Source organism: Paenibacillus sp. NPDC101420 (genome assembly GCF_050277435.1).
In the GTDB taxonomy this organism is placed as follows: domain Bacteria; phylum Bacillota; class Bacilli; order Paenibacillales; family Paenibacillaceae; genus Paenibacillus_AQ.
The window spans coordinates 1672824-1692216 of sequence record NZ_JBNNSE010000001.1 but is presented as its reverse complement, the minus strand read 5'-3'; the positions used below and the strand labels follow the sequence as shown (position 1 = coordinate 1692216).

16 protein-coding genes are annotated in these 19393 nt (G+C 46.3%); 5 read left to right on the top strand and 11 right to left on the bottom strand.

All coding sequences use genetic code 11. The features are described 5' to 3' along the window. Nucleotides 1-631: 631 nt before the first annotated feature. The 3 genes from ACQKMP_RS07360 to ACQKMP_RS07350 all read right to left on the bottom strand — a co-directional run bounded on the left by ACQKMP_RS07360 (nt 632) and on the right by ACQKMP_RS07350 (nt 5419). Nucleotides 632-2983, bottom strand: a complete 2352-nt coding sequence (locus ACQKMP_RS07360) for an MMPL family transporter (protein WP_427469086.1) — start codon at nt 2981-2983, stop codon at nt 632-634. Nucleotides 2984-3011: 28 nt separating this feature from the next. Next, nucleotides 3012-3629, bottom strand: a complete 618-nt coding sequence (locus ACQKMP_RS07355; protein ID WP_042185890.1) for a TetR/AcrR family transcriptional regulator — start codon at nt 3627-3629, stop codon at nt 3012-3014. A 257-nt stretch (nt 3630-3886) separates the two neighbouring features. Further along, on the bottom strand, nt 3887-5419 hold the full coding sequence (locus ACQKMP_RS07350; RefSeq protein ID WP_042185892.1) for a DHA2 family efflux MFS transporter permease subunit: 1533 nt from the start codon (nt 5417-5419) through the stop codon (nt 3887-3889). A gap of 204 nt (nt 5420-5623) precedes the next feature. On the opposite strand from ACQKMP_RS07350, the gene ACQKMP_RS07345 reads away from it, so the two are divergent. After that, the gene (locus ACQKMP_RS07345) at nt 5624-6205 is read left to right on the top strand and encodes a TetR/AcrR family transcriptional regulator (protein ID WP_042185894.1); all 582 of its coding nucleotides are present in this window, start codon (nt 5624-5626) and stop codon (nt 6203-6205) included. Between the two features lie 80 nt (nt 6206-6285). Here ACQKMP_RS07345 and ACQKMP_RS07340 read toward each other — a convergent pair whose 3' ends face one another. Genes ACQKMP_RS07340 through ACQKMP_RS07330 form a run of 3 tightly spaced genes read right to left on the bottom strand, consistent with a single transcriptional unit; the run spans nt 6286 to nt 9310 of the window. Continuing rightward, nucleotides 6286-7557, bottom strand: a complete 1272-nt coding sequence (locus ACQKMP_RS07340) for an ABC transporter substrate-binding protein (protein ID WP_379422819.1) — start codon at nt 7555-7557, stop codon at nt 6286-6288. 32 nt (nt 7558-7589) lie between these two features. Beyond that, complete coding sequence (locus tag ACQKMP_RS07335) at nt 7590-8429, bottom strand: carbohydrate ABC transporter permease (protein WP_339245997.1); 840 nt, start codon at nt 8427-8429, stop codon at nt 7590-7592. Continuing rightward, nucleotides 8429-9310, bottom strand: a complete 882-nt coding sequence (locus tag ACQKMP_RS07330) for a sugar ABC transporter permease (protein WP_339245998.1) — start codon at nt 9308-9310, stop codon at nt 8429-8431. Before ACQKMP_RS07330 ends, ACQKMP_RS07335 begins: the two co-directional genes overlap by 1 nt. Nucleotides 9311-9485: 175 nt before the next feature. On the opposite strand from ACQKMP_RS07330, the gene ACQKMP_RS07325 reads away from it, so the two are divergent. Further along, nucleotides 9486-9950, top strand: a complete 465-nt coding sequence (locus ACQKMP_RS07325; RefSeq protein ID WP_042185902.1) for a VOC family protein — start codon at nt 9486-9488, stop codon at nt 9948-9950. 2 nt (nt 9951-9952) lie between these two features. Next, nucleotides 9953-10651: an SDR family oxidoreductase gene (locus tag ACQKMP_RS07320; protein WP_042185904.1), complete on the top strand. Its 699-nt coding sequence runs from the start codon at nt 9953-9955 to the stop codon at nt 10649-10651. Between the two features lie 197 nt (nt 10652-10848). Here the strand turns inward: ACQKMP_RS07320 and ACQKMP_RS07315 are convergent, their stop codons facing one another. From ACQKMP_RS07315 to ACQKMP_RS07300, 4 genes are all read right to left on the bottom strand, one after another. Next, nucleotides 10849-11856 carry a FecCD family ABC transporter permease gene (locus tag ACQKMP_RS07315; RefSeq protein ID WP_042185906.1) on the bottom strand — a complete coding sequence of 336 codons (1008 nt, stop codon included), beginning with the start codon at nt 11854-11856 and terminating at the stop codon, nt 10849-10851. Further along, nucleotides 11853-12860 (bottom strand): FecCD family ABC transporter permease, encoded by a 1008-nt coding sequence (locus ACQKMP_RS07310; protein WP_149647855.1) that lies wholly within the window; start codon nt 12858-12860, stop codon nt 11853-11855. The genes ACQKMP_RS07315 and ACQKMP_RS07310 overlap by 4 nt, the downstream gene beginning before the upstream one ends. A 5-nt stretch (nt 12861-12865) precedes the next feature. Further along, nucleotides 12866-13813 carry an iron-hydroxamate ABC transporter substrate-binding protein gene (locus tag ACQKMP_RS07305; protein ID WP_427469085.1) on the bottom strand — a complete coding sequence of 316 codons (948 nt, stop codon included), beginning with the start codon at nt 13811-13813 and terminating at the stop codon, nt 12866-12868. A 175-nt stretch (nt 13814-13988) separates the two neighbouring features. After that, a complete protein-coding gene (locus ACQKMP_RS07300) occupies nt 13989-15641 on the bottom strand; it encodes a helix-turn-helix domain-containing protein (protein WP_339246007.1) in 1653 nt (550 codons plus the stop codon). A 227-nt stretch (nt 15642-15868) separates the two neighbouring features. Between ACQKMP_RS07300 and ACQKMP_RS07295 the strand changes: the two genes are divergently transcribed. Together ACQKMP_RS07295 and ACQKMP_RS07290 are read left to right on the top strand one after the other, a co-directional pair. Beyond that, nucleotides 15869-16702, top strand: coding sequence for a metallophosphoesterase family protein (locus ACQKMP_RS07295; protein ID WP_427469084.1), 834 nt, complete (start codon nt 15869-15871; stop codon nt 16700-16702). A gap of 189 nt (nt 16703-16891) precedes the next feature. Continuing rightward, a complete protein-coding gene (locus tag ACQKMP_RS07290) occupies nt 16892-18052 on the top strand; it encodes a serine hydrolase domain-containing protein (protein ID WP_427469083.1) in 1161 nt (386 codons plus the stop codon). A gap of 36 nt (nt 18053-18088) precedes the next feature. Here ACQKMP_RS07290 and ACQKMP_RS07285 read toward each other — a convergent pair whose 3' ends face one another. Next, nucleotides 18089-19366, bottom strand: coding sequence for an AraC family transcriptional regulator (locus ACQKMP_RS07285; protein ID WP_340968073.1), 1278 nt, complete (start codon nt 19364-19366; stop codon nt 18089-18091). Between the last annotated feature and the right edge of the window lie 27 nt (nt 19367-19393).

The following is a 19393-nucleotide window of genomic DNA, read 5'->3' as shown; positions in this document are numbered from 1 at the left end:
CCATGGAGAATCGCTGTTCTTGTTTTGTATAGGACACAACGGATATGGGCTATGCCAGAAATGAGTTCAAGGGGTGCACGAAAGGAGTGCCGGAGCCCGTGTTTATTGGCTTCTTTATAGGAGTTGCTTTTTGTTCCTCGCTTCAGGGTCAAACCTATAGAATTATGGGGAAATCCTCCCTATAATTCTACATTAAAAGCTCATGTGGATAGATTATAGGGAAATCCTCCCTATAATTCAGCTGAACTCGGTGTGTTTTATTGAAATTGACCAATATATAAGGAGAAATTCCGTATAATATGCTCATATAACGGCTCTGAGCTAATTTATAGGGAGGATTTCCCTATAACACGTTCTACCTAAGCAAAATGCTCCTCTACATTGGAGTTTTTCTCGCCAAACCACCGAAAATCTGTGGAAAGCGCAACGAGGTGTGCTCCGTAAGCTACAAATTTAAACTAACAGAAGCCAAATCACCCAACAGGGTGATTTGTTCGTCGATCAATATAGAGAAGATTTCTCTGACACAGGAGAACTGCAATGCCTTAAAAAGTAAAGCAGACCCTGCAGGTAGTTCGCAGGGTCATGCTCTTCAAAATTTGGGGAGGACAATTCAAAGGCTGTCCTCTTCTTATTTCTTACCTTCTCCCTTGGCATTGAGCATGGCGATTAGCTTATCGCCCTCGACGTCGAGGTTCGGAAGCAGACGGTCTAGCCATTTCGGAAGCCACCAGGCTTTGTCGCCGAAGACGGCCATTACTGCCGGAACGAGCGTCATGCGGATGATGAAAGCATCGATCAGGATGCCGAAGGCCAGTGCGAATCCGATCTGCTTGATCATCGCATCAGGTGCGAAGATGAAGCCAGCGAAGACGGAAACCATGATTACGCCTGCGGCAAGTACGACACGGCTGGCGAGATCGTAGCCGTGAACCACACTGTCGTTGCCACGACGTCCATGGACGTAAGCCTCACGCATGGAGCTGACGAGGAATACCTGATAATCCATCGCCAGTCCGTACAGAATGCCGGTGACCAGAATTGGCATAAAGCTGAGCAGTGGGCCTCCTGTGTCAAAACCAAACAGGGAGTGCAGCCATCCCCACTGGTATACGGCCGTGGTTAGACCGAAAGTAGCGAGCACACTGAGAATGAAGCCTACCGTCGCCTTGATCGGAACGATGACCGACCGGAAAACAAGCAGCAGTATAATTAGGGATAGAATTACGATGATGCCGATATACACGGGAAACGCATCGGATAGCTTGGAGGACATATCAATGTTGATCGCAGTGAAGCCGGTCACACCAAGTGTTACATCATTTGATGATGCGAGGCTGGAAGCGGGATCGCGCAGATCCTGTACCAGATCTCTCGTTTTTGTATCTGTAGGGCCGGTTTTAGGGATTAGACTGATAATAGCAATATCTCCGGTCGCGTTGACACCCATCGGGGACACCAGCGTGACGTTATCATGCATTTGCAGCTCTTGAACCAGCTTACCAAGCGTCTCCATGGAAATCTTGTCGGACGGGTTGTTTGGTTGGGCCACCAGTAGTAGCGGACCGTTGAACCCTTCTCCGAAGCCCTTGGAGATGATGTCATAACTCTGGCGTGCTGGAGTGTCCAGATTTGCCGAAGCGCCAGACGGAATACCTAGCTCCATTTTGGTTACTGGAATCGCCGCTGTACCAAGAACCAAGACCACTAGAACAATGATAGCCCAGCGGTATTTTACCGTTGCGTTCGCCCAGCGGTGTGAGAACCCGTTACGGGCTTTGTTCGCGGAAGCTACGTTCTTTGAACGTGCCTTGGCGGTGCAGATCCGTTCGCCGACGAGACCCAGCAGCGCAGGCAGCAGGGTAAGCGCCAACAGAACAGTGATCAGCACGCTGACAGCAGCAACGAGAGCCATGGTTGACAAGAAGCCGATGCCGATGACCAACATGCCACATAGGGCGATGATGACGGTCAGTCCGGCGAAGAATACTGCACTGCCGGCGGTGCCGACCGCTCGGCTTGCTGCTTCCTTGGCACTTAAATTCTCATCGAGAATTAACCGCCGCTGCCGGTTCACGATAAATAAGGAGTAGTCGATACCAACAGCCAGACCGATCATGACTGCGAGAATGGGTGTAATGTCATTCATGTGCACAATATTCGAAAGAGCAAAAGCACCGCCGACGCTAATCGCGACGCCAAGAAGCGCGGTGATCAGCGGCAGTCCGGCTGCAACAATCGAACCGAGTGTAATAAACAGCACAACTGCTGCGACGGCTACTCCGATCGCTTCCGTAGATCCGATGGACGGTGTGCTTTTGAGCGAATCACTCGGAATGGCTGTGATCCCGGAGCCTGCCTGCTCGACTTCGGTTACAGCCTTAATCACGTTATCTGGTACAGAAGAGGGGAGTGATGTCTGCTGAACAGTGAACTGGAATTGGAACAGGGCGATGCTGCCGTCGGCAGACAGCATGACGCCGGGAACCGGAGCACCATCAACGATTAGTGGCCCGTAAGGAACAGCCTGAACCGAAGCAGTAGCTTGACCCGCAGCCGCCGAAGGGTCTGCAGTGGCAGTTTGGCCACTGGCAGCTGCTGATGGGTCTGCTCCTGCAGCTTGACCCGCAGCCGCCGCGGCTTGCGCGGCCAGTTCAGCAGGATTGATGATATAGTCCATGCTGTAGACATCATTTATAGCCTTCAGAATCCGTGCTGATCTCTCCGGCGTATCTAGCCGTTCTCCATCAGGCGCGGTGAAGGCAACGCTCGCCTGACCGCCAGCAGCTGCTGGAAGTTCCTTGACCAGCATATCCAGTACTTTTTGCGATTCAGTGCCCTCAATTTTCATTTCTGAGCTGGACTGGATGCCATTGACACCAAGCAGGGCGCCTATAACACCGAGAATCAGAATCCAGACGGTAAGGAAATACCAGGGCTTGGTATATGCAGATTTGCCCAATCGGTATAGAAATGTAGACATATTATGGTTTCTCCTTTGTATCTCTAAATTAAAAGCCTTTGCGTAAATAAGTAAACATGGAATTTAGATATTGATCGAACGATATGGCATCGGAGTGTTCATCCTGCGCTTCACCTGGCAGCATGACGTTCAGACGTCCATCCAGAATCGGCACGAACGCTCCGTAAACGGCGCCTGCGAGAAGATGTGTATACCCGTCGGCATAACGTCCATGAGTGAACTGTTCGAGCACTTCCTGTGCGGCAATCTGCAGGCGGCGGAATACGCTGAGAATATAAGGCTCCAGTGACTGATACTGATTAGCCAGCGATACGAACTGCCGCAATTGATACAGAAACTCGGAAGTAAACTGCAGCTTGAACAATTTGTACAAGGCATCTAGCGGTGTTGCATCTGGTGGCAGGTTATCGAATAGCATGCTTTTATCTTCTCTTGAAGAGTTGCTGATAAAATATGCTGCTACCGCCTCTTCTTTGCACGAGAAGTAGTTGGCAAAGGTCCGCCGGGAGTAGCCAGCCTTCTGTACAACGTCGTCGACGATGAAGCCGTCCATCCCTAGTTCAAGCGCAAGCTCGAAGGCAGATTTGGCTAAGGCATAGGCCGTAGCTTCTTTTTTTTTGTCGCGCAGCGTCTGTTTGGGGTTCAAGTTCTATGCGATCTCCTTTCTTAAGTACAGAGGACATTCTGTGCTCTATTTTCTATTTTTATATTATTGCCCAAAGGGCAAAATTGCGCAATGGGCAATTTTTTAGAAGTGAGTGGGGGTTATATTCAGGATGCAGGGTATTTAACCGCCCGAGCTTGTAAGCAGGGTAGTTGTCAGACTAAAAAGAGATCAGCAATGATTAACATCGCTGATCTCTTTTGCAAGTTGGTTTAAATAGTGCTAATTGCTTCTATATATTAAGCTTCTTTAGCAATAATTTTTTTGAGCTTCACTTCGGGTTCTTGCTCCGGATCAGGCGCTTGCCCAACACGTTTAATGAAGAAAGAGAGCAGCAGCCCAAGAATGCCGATACCAACAATAACTAGATAGGAATCATTGATACCTTGAATGGAAGCTTCCATAATCATATGTTCTTGTGTTCCGTTCTGTGTGCTGCCCGAGGCCAGCATATCCTTCATATGCGTTGTAGTACGGCTTGTCATTACAGTGACAAGTAGGGAAGTCCCTACGGCGCCAGCCACTTGTCGAATGGTGTTCGAAATTGCTGTACCGTGCGCACTAAGCTTGGAGGGCAATTGATTTAGCCCTAAAGTTTGTATTGGCATAAGGAGCAGAGCCATACCGATCCGGCGGCCAGTTGACATATATACCAGATACATGTAACTGGTTGAGTCCGTTAAATTCACAAAGCTTAGCGTCGTTGCAATTGTAATCAGTAGACCGATAATAGCGAGCCACTTTGCCCCGAACCGGTCGAACAGCTTTCCGGTTACCGGCATCAATAAACCCATAATGAGCGCACCAGGAAGCAGCAGTAAGCCGGATTCCATCGCTGTAAAGCCACGGGCATTTTGAAGATACAAAGGCAGCAGCATCATATCTGCATACATCACGATAGTGACTGCGATACTGATGACAGTCGTTAAGGAAAACATGCTGTATTTGAAAGCTCGAAGATCAAGCAACGGGTTCTGGGAGGCTAGCTGTTTCCAAGTAAACAAGCCAAGGGAAAGGACACCTAGACCCAGAGACAACAGTACTTCTGCGCTTGACCAGCCTGCGCTGGCAGCACGGCTGAAGCCATACAGCAAGGTGCCAAAACCGATAGTAGAAAGAACTACACCAACAATATCCAGCTTAGGATAGATGCGCTCCGATACATTTCTCAAATAAATAAATCCACATATGATTACAATGACGGTCAAAGGAATCATGCCATAGAACATAGTCTCCCAAGAATAATGCTCCAAAATATATCCGGCCAGAGTAGGTCCAATCGCAGGTGCGAAAATAATGGCTAAGCCTACCATCCCCATGGCAGCCCCTCTCTTTGCAGGAGGGAACAGGGTCAAGATGACATTTGTGAGCAGTGGCATGATAATCCCAGCGCCAGCTGCCTGAATCATACGCCCGGTCAGTAGAATAGGGAAGTTTGTCGCGATGGCTGAGACGATCGTTCCAGCTAAAAATATAAACATGGAAGCTTGAAAAAGCTCTCGTGTCGTAAACCGTTGCATCAAATAAGCTGTAATTGGGATTAGAACACCATTAACCAGCATATAGCCTGTTGTCAGCCACTGAGCGGTTGCAGCCGAGATATTAAAATCATGCATTAACTCGGGAACGGCAACGCTCATTACTGTCTGATTCAGTGTCGCAAGAAAAGCGCCCAAAATCATAATGAATAAGATGGGTCCCTTTTTTACGGAACTGCTTGATACTTCTGTCTTTGTACTCACTCCACTCCATCCTCTCAAATCGTCGATCATGGACTAAATTTACAGTGTGTTGTATAGTTTACAATGCATGAATTAGATTATAAATGAAATTTTCATGTAATCAAGCAACGATTTGCGAAAAAATGTAAAATAGTTTACATTCATTTTAAATTTGTAGTGTTTTCTCATGAAAAAACAACAATTTTTTATAAATTGTAGTTTACGATATGAAAGTTAAAGATTGGAGAGAGTAAGATGAATAACACAACGCAACGTACAGATCCCCGGGTACTTCGTACACGTCAATTGCTTAGAGATGCTGTGATTGAATTGCTTGAGGAAATGGATATTGAGAAAATATCAGTAAACCGTATTGCAGAGCGGGCTAAAATCAATCGTGTTACTTTTTATCTGCATTATCGGGATCTCCCGGATATGTTGGAAAAGATGGCGGATGAGATGGTGGAGGACATTTTACAAGTGGTCAACAACGATGACAACGATCACGAATCGGTTGAAGAAGAGAATTTGAGGATATTAGAGAGTCTGCTTAAGCATATTGCGGAAAATGCCAAATTCTATAAAGTGATACTCACATCGAAAAGAAGCCCTATTTTTACAGACCGTCTGTTCAACTTGATGGCGGAAATCATCTCTGCACACCAGGAGAAAAAGGAGGGTGCTGCTGAGCATTCCAAGATGCCCATACAGAAGGACATTGCCGTTTGGTACGGTTCAGCAGCCCTGATTGGCACGGTTATTTCTTGGCTTCGAGATGACATGCCCTATACACCAGTGTATCTTGCCAGACAAATTAGTATGCTGCGTGCGAACTAGTCAAATGAATACGATCGTAAAGAAAAAGCCGTGCATCGCTGCGCGGCTTTTTCTTTACGATCGTGTACAGAGCGGGTAACTCACTGCACACTGAGATTATCCCAGTTGACTTGGAATTCCTTCAGCATACCTTCCTTGTTCAGCTTGCCACCGAGATAGCCTTGAATGCTGCTGGATAATTCCTGCGGCATCCCGTTCGGCAGACGGGTCCAGTTCCAGGTCAGCGCTTGATCCTTATCGGTATAAGCCAGCACCTCGGCGCCCAGCGCTCCAAGATCTTCTTCGGTGCCCTTAATGCTGTCGAGCGCAGGGATGAACTGGAATTCCTTAGTGATATACTTTTTCCCGGTCTCGGAGGTGACCAGCCAATCCAGGAAGACCTTGGCTTCCTCCTTAACGGGGGAGTTTTTATTGATCACCCAATTGCTTGGCACGCCTACATACAGCTTGTCATTGTCTTCTGGGGTGTCGTCAATGGGCATCGGTAGGATACCCAGATTTAGATTAGGATCGATGCCGTCGATCTGTCCTTGCGTCCAGTTACCCTGCTGCATCATCGCGGCTTCTCCGCTCGCTACCATCGTGACTTGGGTATTATAGTCGGTGGAGAGTGGATTTTTGTTGCCGTACTCTACAGTAAGGTCCAGCAGGTCGATCCATTTGGAGAAAACCGGGTCTCCAGCGAAAGTTTTGGTGCCGTCCGTAAGCCCGGCGATAAATGCTTCGGGATCTGGCTGCTGGGCGAAAGCTACGTTCACATTATGATTGCCGAGCACGAACCATTCCTGATATCCATTTGCAAAAGGTGTGATGCCTGCTGCCTTTAACTTCTCGGAGGCTTCGCGCAGAGCGGTTAGAGTTAAGGGTTTCTCGGTGATGCCTGCTTTCTTAAACAGGTCCTTATTATAGATGAAGCCGTATCCTTCGAGATTCATGGGCATGCCATAGAGCTTGCCATCTGCAGTCATTTGTTCTGCTGCAAGGGGCTTTACATCCTTGGCCCAAGCTTCACCGCTTAAATCCTCCAGATATTCCATCCACATATCACGTTCATTGTTGCCACCAATGGTGAAGATATCCGGTTCATCTCCAGATGAGAACTTGGCGCGTAGGGAGGCACCATAATCGGTCCCGCCACCCACGCTTTGCACCTCCAGCTTAATATCGGGGTGTTCCTTCTCAAACTCAGTCTTAAGCGAAGCTAGCGCTTCAGATATTTCAACCTTGAACTGGTAGATATGCACGGTTTTAACTCCATTCGCATTGTCACTGCCACGTCCGCAGCCGGCTGTCAGAGCAGCCAGCAGCAGGGAGCATGCGAGGAGAATTCCACGTTTGGTTCTCATATTCATTCATCCTCTCTGGCTGAAAATAACATGTATCGTTAGCCCTTTACAGAGCCTTGGGCAATGCCTTCAATAATATATTTTTGCATCGCTAGGAAAAAGATGACCACGGGCGTAATCCCGAGCACAAGTCCCGGAAGTGCCAAATCCCATTGCTTCGTATATTGTCCGAAGAAGCTATAAGTGGCGATGGGAATGGTGCGAAGCACCGGGTCCTGCAGAATAAGCGAAGGCATCAGGTAATCGTTCCAGATCCACAGGGTATTCAGAATAATGACAGTGACAATAATCGGCTGCATGAGCGGAAGCACAATCCGGAAAAAGGTACCATAAGGACTGTTGCCGTCTACTCTCGAAGCCTCCTCAATATCAAGAGGTACTGATTTGACGAAGCCATGGAATAGAAACACAGTCATCGGGGCGCCAAATCCAAGATACGCTAAAATCAAACCTGCGGTTGAATCCATGACGCCCAGACCGCTAACAACTTGCACCAGCGGGATCATGATCGCCTGAAACGGAATAACCATAGCGGCCACTAAAGCAATATAAAGCAAGCGGTTATACAAGCTGTTATTGCGTACCATTTTATAGGCACACATAGAGCAGAGGAACGCTAGCAGAATATTACTAATCACCGTGATAATAAAAGAGTTCAGGAAGGCATGTGGAAAATCGATAGCTTTCCAAGCTTCGGCGTAGTTGCTCCACTGGAATACGGAGGGGAGCGCAGCGGAATCCGAAAGAATCTCGCTGTAGCTTTTCACTGAGTTGGCCAGCAAAAAGTAAAACGGTACTAGGAATAAAAGTCCCAGCAGGATCACAAGCAGTTCGATCAGCAGCAGGGGAACATTGAATTTCTTGGCGGTAGTCTCCATTACAGCTCCACCTCTCTTTTCTTGGTTGCTCTAACCTGTAGCAGGGAGATCACGGCCACAATAACGAAGAAAATCATCGCTTTGGCCGAGCCCATTCCGAACCGGCTGATGGTGTAGGCCTCATTATAAATATTCAACGCTACAGATTCGGTAGCTTTGAAGGGACCACCCTTGGTCAGTGATAGGTTAAGATCGAACAGCTTAAACGACCAAGAGATAGACAGAAATAGGCAGACGGTAACAGCTGGCATAACGAGTGGGATAGTGACATTGCATAAAGCCTGAAAGCGTCCAGCGCCATCCACTTTAGAGGCTTCAAGCAGGCTCTTGGGAACGTTGTTGATTGCAGAGATGTAGATGACCATTAGGTACCCTGCATTTTGCCAGACAAATACGATCACAATCGCCCAGAAAGCTGTCCCTCCGGTGCCCAGCCACGGAAGATTAAAGAAGGACCAGCCCGTAGCCTGTCCAATCGAGGAGAACCCTCTGACAAAAATAAACTGCCAAATGAACCCGAGCAAAAGTCCACCGATAACATGAGGTACAAAAAATACCGTTCTCAGGACATTGCGCGTGAATAGCTTGCGGGTCAGTACATAAGCGAGTGCGAAGCCGAGCAGATTGGTCAGTATCAGACCGAAGAAAGTGAACTTCGCCGTGAACCAGAATGAATGAAGAAAGGAAGGGTCCTTTGTGAAGATATGTAGATAATTCCGGAGTCCGGTCCACTCCACATCACGTGAGATTCCGTTCCAACTGGTAAAAGAATAATAGAGTCCTAAAAAGAAAGGAATCAGCACAATCATAAAGAAAAACAAGGAAGTCGGCCCGACAAAAACAAACTGCTGCATCAGGCGTGATCTTTTTCTATGGTCCATCGTTCCTCACCCCTTTTTGTTAATGTAAACTTTTCATTCTATAACCGGATTGGTGATTAAGCGAAACAAACATACTTGAAATTATCGCTGCTCAGAATGATTTCAACACAGGCTTGACAGCCCTTTCAAAGAATCGGTATGGTGGACTTGTCAGACTAATAGGAGGTTGATGCACATGTCAGGATTGCTTGGTAATTTTGTTACGCAGATTGGAATATTGGTGAATGATGTGGAGAAGGTAAGTACGGCATATGCGGAGTTTTTTGGACTCAAAAAGCCGGAAATTATCGTTACAGATACAGAAGATATTGCGCAGACCCGGCATAATGGCGTGGCTACGCAGGCGCGGGCTAAGCTAGCTTTTTTTGATATGGGCTCTTTACAGCTGGAATTGATTGAACCGGATCATGAGCCGAGTACGTGGCGGGATTACTTGAATGAACATGGTGAGGGGCCTCATCATATTGCTTTTGTAGTTGAAGGAATGAAAGAAAAGATAATGCTGCTAGAAGGCAAAGGCTTCCCACTCCAGCAAAAGGGTGAGTATACCGGGGGGCGTTATGCTTATATGGACACTTTCAAGGAGTTAAAAGTAATTGTGGAGCTGCTAGAGAACGATAAGGATAACGGGGAGGAATAACTATGAATATTATCATTACAGGTGCTGGACGTGGACTGGGTTATGAACTGGCGGCCGAAGCGCTGAAGCGGGGCTATGGAGTTATTGCTGGGGTTCGCCGGCCCGATCAGGAACAAACAGCGCTATCGAAGCTTGCTGAAACCTATGGAGAGAAGCTAACCATCGCTGCGATGGACGTGACGGACGAGGCAGGAATCGCGGCACTGGCTGCGAGTCTACAAGAACAAGGTCGGACCCTCGGTGCCATTATTAATAATGCGGCGGTACTCAACGCTCGGGATACATCGATTGAAGCGTTGGATTTCCAAGATATGCTTATAACGATGGATATTAATCTGTATGGACCGATACGAGTGGTTAAGCATTTCCTGCCGCTACTTACGGAACCCGAATGCTCGATCATCAATATATCGTCGGAAGCAGGAAGTATCACCAATGCTTATCCGAACGACTATCCTTATGGCATTTCCAAAGCGGCGCTCAATATGTTCACACAGCAGTTGCATGTCTATGTAAAAGAACGTGGGATTCAAGTGCTCAGCGTGCATCCGGGGTGGATGCAAACCGATATGGGCGGGGCAGAGGCACCGACAAATCCAAATCAAAGTGCCGAGGGGATCCTTGACCTGATCGAGAAGCGTACTACACCAGAAGGTCATTTCATGTTTGTAGATTATACGGGTAAGGATATGAAGATTTAGGTGATATATAGGCTGAACTAAATTTGCGAACAAAAAGCTCAGTATTCACTGCGGTGAATCATTGGACTTCCGGCCGTTGTTGTCCCCAGATTTCTTGATTGAACCGCTCGTAGCGGTGGAAATCTGGGGACAAAGACGGTCAGTAAAGAGAACCTCGGCAATTATGCCGAGGTCCTCTTTTTTGTTTATAGAACTGCTTATTTCTTAAGCAATAAATAAGCGAAATAAGGTACGCCGATTAGCGACACCATGATCCCTGCCGGAATGCCGTCAGGATCGACGAGATTGCGGCCAACGGTGTCCGCGATCAGAAGTAACCAGCCGCCCAGCAATACAGCGACGGGAATAAACATCTGATTACGCGGGCCGACTAGCGATTTGGCAATATGTGGGGCCATCAGTCCGATGAAGGCGATCCCGCCTGTGACAGAAACCGCGGAGGCGGAAGCTGCAACTGCCGTGAGAATCAGAACGATACGTTCACGTTCGAGATTCAGCCCGACACCAATGGCAGAGACTTCACTTAGGCTGAGCAGGTTGAGTCGCTGTGATTTGTACAGGGTAAAGGGAACTAGTAAGATCAACCAAGGCAGTAAAGCCCAAATGAATGGCCAATCTGTACCCCATATATTCCCTGCGATCCATTTTGCAATAAAATCTACCTTGGCACGATCCGCGGACGAAATGATCACGATCATAACGCCAGACAACGCTAGGGAGAACCCTACCCCAACGAGCACCAATCGAACAGGATCAAGCCCCTTAGTCCGACTATATGAAAATAGATAGATTAACGCTGCCGTAAGTAATGCCCCTATAAAAGCAACCAGCGGCAGCGCATAAATGAATGATCCAGCGCTAACCGGGAAAAAAAGAAAGAAAACAGCGACAGCGACACCCGCACCAGAGTTGATACCAATAATACCGGGGTCGGCTAGATCGTTTCGTGTAACGCTTTGCAGAATGGAACCGGATAACGCCAAGGCCATGCCTGCCAGCAGTGTAATCAGAATCCTCGGCAATCTTACAGAGAATAATACAAAGTCTTCTTTAAAGGTTCCATGCCCGAACAGAACCGGAAGCAGTCTGTCAAAAGATAGGGAAGAGTATCCGATTCCCATGCTGACGATTGCTGTTAGCAGAATCAAACCGGTGCATACACATAGGATAATACGTTGCTTTCGCACGGGTGCAGAGGAAATCATGAGAGTGTTTTACCTCCTTTCCGAACAACAAACAAGAAGAAAGGTAGCCCAAGCATAGCTACGACGGCGACCACTGGCGTCTCATAAGGTGCATGGATTGTCCGTCCAATTGTATCCGCGAGAAGCATGAACGATGCACCCGTAAAGATCGATATCGGCAAAATATACCGGTAATCGGTACCGACAATCTTACGGACAATATGCGGAATCATCAGCCCTACAAAAGCCATATCCCCAATTAGAGCGACCGATGCTCCAGTCAGCAGAATAATAAGAGTGAATAGAATCCCTTTAACCACAGCAAGGTTTTGTCCTAATCCGATGGCTACCTCGTCACTTAAGCTAAGAATGGTTAACTGGTTTGAAAATATTAATGCCACCACAATGCCGATGAGAATAACGGGTGCGATAGCCTGAAGCTGGCCCCAGGTTGTGCCGATCAATCCACCCGCTGTCCACATGGATACATCCTTGGATATTTTGAAGGCAATGCTTACACCACTTGCAATAGCATACAGAAAGGCAGATACCGCTGCACCGGCGAGTACGATTCGAATCGGAGAGAAGCCACCTTGGCGCACAGAACCTAGAACAAGCACTAGCACGGCTCCTAGGGCAGCGCCAAAAAAACAAGCGATCATGGTACCAAAATAATTCAGTCCCGGCAGAAATACAAACGTAAGAGCCAGCGCCATATTCGCGCCCGAGGTCAGACCGAGCAGGCCTGGGTCGGCTAATGGATTGCGTGTAACCCCCTGCATGATAGCACCGGATACGGCAAAGGCAGCACCGATCAGCATGGCGGCGAGTTCGCGAGGCAGCCGGATCTCACGCAGAATAAGGACATTGTCTGCCTTTGAATTAGAGGTGATGGCAAGCCACAGATCATTGAAAGTGGTTTCTTTAGCCCCGAATAGCATAGCAATCACGAGGCATATAACCATTACCAGCACGCTACCAAGCAGCTTATATAAAAATGGAATGGAAGTTTGCTTCGTAGTCATTATCTTTATTTTCCAAGAAATTGTTGTTCAAAGAATTCCAACTGGTACTCAAGGCTAAGCGGATCGTTAAAATAGAATGCTTTTGCATCAGCCTCGAAAACACGATTGTTTTTGACGGCAGGGATGCTCTTGTAGATTTCTGTATTCTGGAAGGAATTATCTTCATCCGCATTTTTACTGAAAATAACGTAATCGCCCAGATAATCCTTCAGCACTTCTGTCGAGACAGCAAAGAATCCATCCGTTTTGGTGCTTTCTTTTACTGTTTCTGGCATGCCAAGCTTGAAGTCCCCATAGAGGAGTTCAGTTCCGCGGCCAAAGTTATACCCGTATACATACAATTGCTTATTAAAGGTCTCAATAACAGAGACAGTTGCATTATCACCGATCTTCGCTCTGATTTCTTCACCCGCTTTTTTGGTACGGGCACTAAAATCATCGACCCAAGCTTGAGCTTCTTTTTCTTTGTTCACCAATTTGCCGACTTCCAGCTGTTGGGTTAAGTAATCCACTTTATTATAAGTATAAGTAACGGTTGGTGCGATTTGCTTGAATTTATCGATATTCTTAATATCGGAGAGCCCGATGATCAGATCCGGCTGCAGTTCAATGATTTTCTCCAGACTTTCATCGCTAACTGCTTCTACGTCTTTTAGTTGCTCTTCAAAGCGCGGGTTAGTTTTGGACATTTCATCTACGCCCACAACAGGTACACCCAGTGCCATGACATTACCTGTTAAAAAACGGGTGAGTACAACAACACGCTGAGGATGTGTTGGAACCTCAACAGGTCCATCTTCGGATTGATAAGTAAAGGTCGCACTTTCTGACTCCGCAGCAGGAGTAGAAGATGGGCTGTTTGTAGAACTAGCATCATTTTTCGCCTGGTTTCCCCCACAAGCACTAAGTGCAATCCCCATAATAAGTACAAACGGAATAAATATCTTTCTCATTAAATAATTCTCCCCTTTTTTGTATGACAGTGTTACTTTGAACAATTCAAACAATGTAAATCAATCTTCAGCCTATGCCTTAGAGTGATTATGAGAATCATTCGCATTTGTAATCATTATAGGGATCACTCATGTGCCTAACCATGCCTTTTTGTTGGAAAAAAGACTTGGACTATTATTTGCCTCCGAATAAAGCTACCGCTCGTCCTAGTTGTAAGCGAATCGAAGCCGGGTTATAAGGCACCCAATCATCCAGATCAAGAATATGGACTTTCTTCTGCTGCACTGCGGGAAGCTGGCTCCAATAAGGGGATTGAAAGATCGCTTCAGTATGCGCAGTAGAGCCTTTGGCATCGGGAAATACAATGACTAAAATTCGGTCTCCTGCATAATCTGCAAGATCTGAAACCCCGATCGAAATCGAATGGAACTGATCTCCCAATCTTTTTATCTCGTTGTCAATCAAGGTCGGTGCTCTAAGTCCAAGGGATTGGTACATCACATAACCTACATTCCTTGCTCCGTAAACGAGTAGCTCCTCAGGCTTGATTACCAGAATGGTGATGATATCGTTAGCTACTGTGCTGTGCTGTACTATTTCTCGGGCTTCTAGCTCTTCTTGTTCAAAATCCTTCAGCCACTGCTCCGCCCGTTCACTCCGCTGAATGGCTCGGCCGATTAGGCGTAGCTGATCTTTCCAGCCGATTTCGTTCCAAGAGATCTCCATAATAGGTGCTACAGCTCGCAGCTGCCCGGCCTTCAATCCGTATTCCTCCAGATGTTCTTTGGCCGCAATAATCAGTTCAACGTTGGCATCAATTAATAGCGATCTGATCTGTTCAGCCGAGCTGTTTGTATTGATAAACTTCATCGACTGCGGTGGCTCCTGATCCGAAAGATTCAAATATTCACTACTTTCAGAGATGGTTACCGCAGGTTCTAAGCCAAGTAACAGCAAATGGCTTGCATAAGGGGTAAGCATTACGGCAACTCGCTGGAAAGAGCTTCGGCTGTAACCAGACGGAGATGCGCCTGTCTGCAGCTTAAAACGACGACTGAGATAAAATTCATCCTTGTAGCCTACCTTTAGCGCAATTTCCCTAAGTGTGCCTGAACCGTTAAGCAAAAGCTCCTTGGCACTATGAACCCGTAGCCGCGACAGATATTCGCTCTGGCTGAAGCCTGTCACCTGCTTAAACAACGTTGAATAATGCGAGCTGCTTACACCCGCAATGGCGGCTAAGTGCTCACGTGTTATTTTTTCGCTAAAGTGATTCTCCAGGTAAGAAATGCTCCGTTCCATCGATGGTTGCTCGTTAACTGTATATCTGGCTTCCTGCTGTTCGAGCAATTGTAGAATAATCTGATGAAAAAGCATTTGATTCTGTACATGGCGTGTTTCTCGATCTGGCAGTCGGTGAAGATACAATTCCTTGACACTGGATACAATAGTAGGCTCATAAGGAAACAACAGCATATTTGAACTCGAAGCCATTTCGCTTTTTCGTATCATCGCACCGCCAGGTATAGCCTGAGTCTGCTCTTGAATCCAGATGGTGAGCTTATAGGCATGAAGCGGCTGCTGGAGATTTGTAATTAAAGAGGCATGAGTATTAGCGGGGAGAAGGATTACGCTTCCTTCCGTAAGCTCATAAGTCAGATTATTAACCTCAAGGCTCCCTTTACCAGCGGCAACGGCCAGTAATACGGTTAGATTCTCATGAATCTGAACTCTTGGTAGATTTGAGGTCCCATACATCGATTGAATGCTGCCAGCGCTATATAAAGGAAAATGAGATTCGGCCCATTCCGGGATAACGTTATTCAAAATAAGGCCTCCGTTACTTGAATATATTTTCAAACTATAATGCTATGGATCGAACTGTATTATTGACGTCTGTGGAACTAATTATAACATCTTACCTTTTTAGATAAGCCTGTTAATTATCTGCCCTATTATTCTTTTTAAAGGATACGTCTGTCCAAGAGAAAGCATATTGGATCGAATATATATACTACCAGGTATTCTTCATCCATTTTAAAGAGGTGATTAAGATGAAAAAGCAGACAGCCTCCACTAAGAAGCGAAGGCTTCTCGCCAGTCCTAAGCCCAAACGTAATCTGAATCCTAAAGCAACAGCCCAGACTATCAACTTCGCGGTAATTGGGGATAGTCATGTGGGATATGGGAATAGCGCAAGCATTTTTAGAAATCTATTGCCAAAGGCTGTAGGGAGCGGGAATAAGAGATTTGTTATTTTTGGAGGAGATAACACGCAAGCGGGAGCGAATCATGGAAATAATGCAAATGCCTATTACAAGGACTTCAAGGATACAGTAACTAGCACGCTCGGAAGTATCCCCTATAAAGCATCGATAGGAAATTGGGAGGCAAGTACGCAGTCCTTATTCACGCAATATTTAGGTGCAGTAGAAGGGCAAATGAATTTCCCTGGGACACAGGGTAAGGTGAAGTACGTGTGGCTTAATTGTGCTCTGGGTCTGTTCACTCCGGGTAGTATAAATATATTGAAAAATTTAGATGATCAGCATTTTTATATTATTGATTTTCATTGGCCTTTAAAAGTGAGCGGGATCACGGTCGATCCTAGCCATGTATTAAGCGCGGCGGAGACTGCTAAGTTTTTTGCAGCTATTCCTACGAAAGTGAGGGATAAGGTGCTAGCTATTTTCACACATCATGGACATTTGTTTTATCGAAAGCTTACTAATATATATCCAGGTTATACAAATACAAAATTCTTTGTGTGCGGATGTTCGGGTGATTATAAATGTAAGCCGAGTGGTGATCGCGGTTATTACAACGCCACATTAACCATCAATGGGACGGCATTGAATGTCGATGCTTTTAAGGTAGCGGTCACTTAGTGAAGAAGTGGATGCGGTTAAAATAAAACGCTAATTTTCGGGAGATAACCGAGATTAGCGTTTTTCTTATATTAAGAATAGCCCATTAACCATGGAGTCACAGGTAAATAATAAGTAAGCAGGATTATTTAACATATTTGTATAATAGTTTATATATGTATTGAATAAATTTATTTAGGAGGGCTACCCATGAAAGAACTATTATTTCATTCTTTAGAACAGGCGGGTGTGTCGGCTTACGGTGTAGAGCGCATACGTATAGCAGCTGCACAAATGGTTGAAGACAACATCACACCGGCACAAGTTATTGTTGCTGCGAGAAAGGGGACGCTACTGGTCCATCAAGCGAACGGGAAATTCAGTCCAGAGCCAGGCGCAGCGGAATTAACTGTAGATGCTATTTATCCACTGTGTTCCATAACAAAACTGTTTACGGCAACCGCTATAATGATGTTAATGGAACAAGGGAAGATTGGTTTAAACAGACCTGTTTCCGATTACATCCCCGAATTTACAGGTGAAGGCAAAACTAAGGTATGCGTACATCACTTATTGACACATACCTCTGGCCTGGAGGGTGAGGTGATTTGGCAGAACGGACAGTTGAAAAAGGAACAAGGAGAGTACCCTCCACACGAACCTAATCAAGATCCAGATCAGCATAAGTACTTATATGGCGGTTATGATGCACCGCTTAGTAACGAACCTGGTACGGTCATGTCTTATTGCGGGTATGGCTATGAGCTGTTGGGTGAAATCATCCGGCGCGTTAGCGGACAGGCTTATGATGTATTCGTAAAGGAAACCATTTTTAAACCGCTTGGTATGGAAAATACATATTATCGTGTACCCATGGACGTGCGGGACAAAGTAGTAAGACGTGCACCAGAAGCAGCGTGCGCGGAATGGGTGGACAGCGAGTATAATTTGAATTCCGTATCTGCGGGGGGCGGCGCTTACTCGACGGCTATGGATTTGGCTGTCTTTGGCCAGATGTTTCTTAACGGCGGGATATATAACGGAGTACGATTCCTTAGTCCGGTAACCGTAAAAGAAATGACCCGCAATCAAATTCCAGGCGTATCCTCACAATATAGAGACGAGGTTTTTCCAGAAGCGTATTGGGGGTACGGATGGGCGATTAACGGCTCGAAGCGTGATGGTGGAGATTTGTTCTCGCCAGAAGCCTATTCACACTGGGGCGCGGCAGGTCCTTTCCTCTGCGTTGATCCGATTTATCAGACAGTTACGGTGCATTTATCTGTAGAGCTAGATCACCAGAAGCCATTTAAAAATATGTATGTGGATTACTTCAATAATACTGTTCTGGCAGCCATCACTGATCTTTAATCCTCTTTTTAGTTTTTTTTGTCATGTCATCTATACTTAAAGCGTGCTTTCCCAGTTTCTTCTGAATTGTTTAGGGGTGGTGCCGGTATATTTCTTAAACACTTTGGTAAAATAGCTCTGGTCATTGAAATGTAGCCTCGTAGCGATATCAGATAAGCTAATGCCCGGTAATTCGATTAATCGTTTGGCTTCTACAATCCGCTCGAATTGAATAAAATCACTGATCGTGAATCCTGTTTCCCTCTTAAATAATAGGGAGAGATAGCTTCTGTTCAATCCAGCGACTTCAGCCAGCTTATCTAAGGAGAGTTCCTCATATAAGTGATTAAAAATATAGTTCTGACTGAGGGCCACGGTGCGCGAAAGTTTCGCCATCCGGCTCTCTTTGACATGGTCGGCGAAATCGCAAAGCGCATTAAGAATAGCATGATCTACAGCCGGAACATCCTTTAGTTCTTCGATATGCTGGATATGAAAGTCGCTGAGGGTATAAGAAATCTCCCAATACAGCCCTCCATCAATAGCAGCTCGTGTAGCGAGCGTAATACAGGAGATCGCCAGATTCTTTTTGTTGCGTAAATGGCTCTTCTTGGAGAGTACTCCGTAATTGTCTTCAGAGAAGGTTGCTTGGACACGAAGTAGCTCAGCCTTATTTCCATTTTTGATATGGTGAAATAGAGCTTTTTCCAGCATGGGTTCGTGGTGCAGCCATGTATTCTCACGTCGATAGGAAACATCCAAGTCCAGACTGCCTGCGGGAGGCTGTTTATGCTCAAGAGTTCGGGTGTCGAGTAGCAGTTCGCTAAGAGATAACGTCTTTCCGGTGACGAGCGAGTACATCAGCATAGCGGTATGGTAGAGTCTCATTTTATTTAGCACGGTCAAGCTGCGGTAGTATTTCATCCATTGCTCTTGAAGCTTTAATGGAACTTCATGGTCACGCATCAGACTTGTCATATTGTCCTCTGAAAGGTGAGTATAAAGTGTAGGACCGATCACAATGCTTCCCCCGTTACTGCTGCCTGAGGGCAGATGGAGAAGGATGTAATTCTCTAGGAAGTTAGTGGTGCGAATGATCGGTATAGAGGCATTTGAGCTATCGTGCTTAGAGTTGTTCTCGCTTTTAGTAGAGTCTGCAATTTCTGAAAGAAGCTCGTTGAGGTTATGAACCCACGGGGCGCTCTCTGAAGAGGAAGGCAGCGCTAGCTCGATTCTCCGATTGGCATCTAGCAGAAACACAGGAATTTGCAGCGATTCATACAACACTTTACAAATATATTGAGCTCCTTCATGACCGTCCAAATGATTCAACATTCTTTCAACCTCCTCGCCCAACCAGAA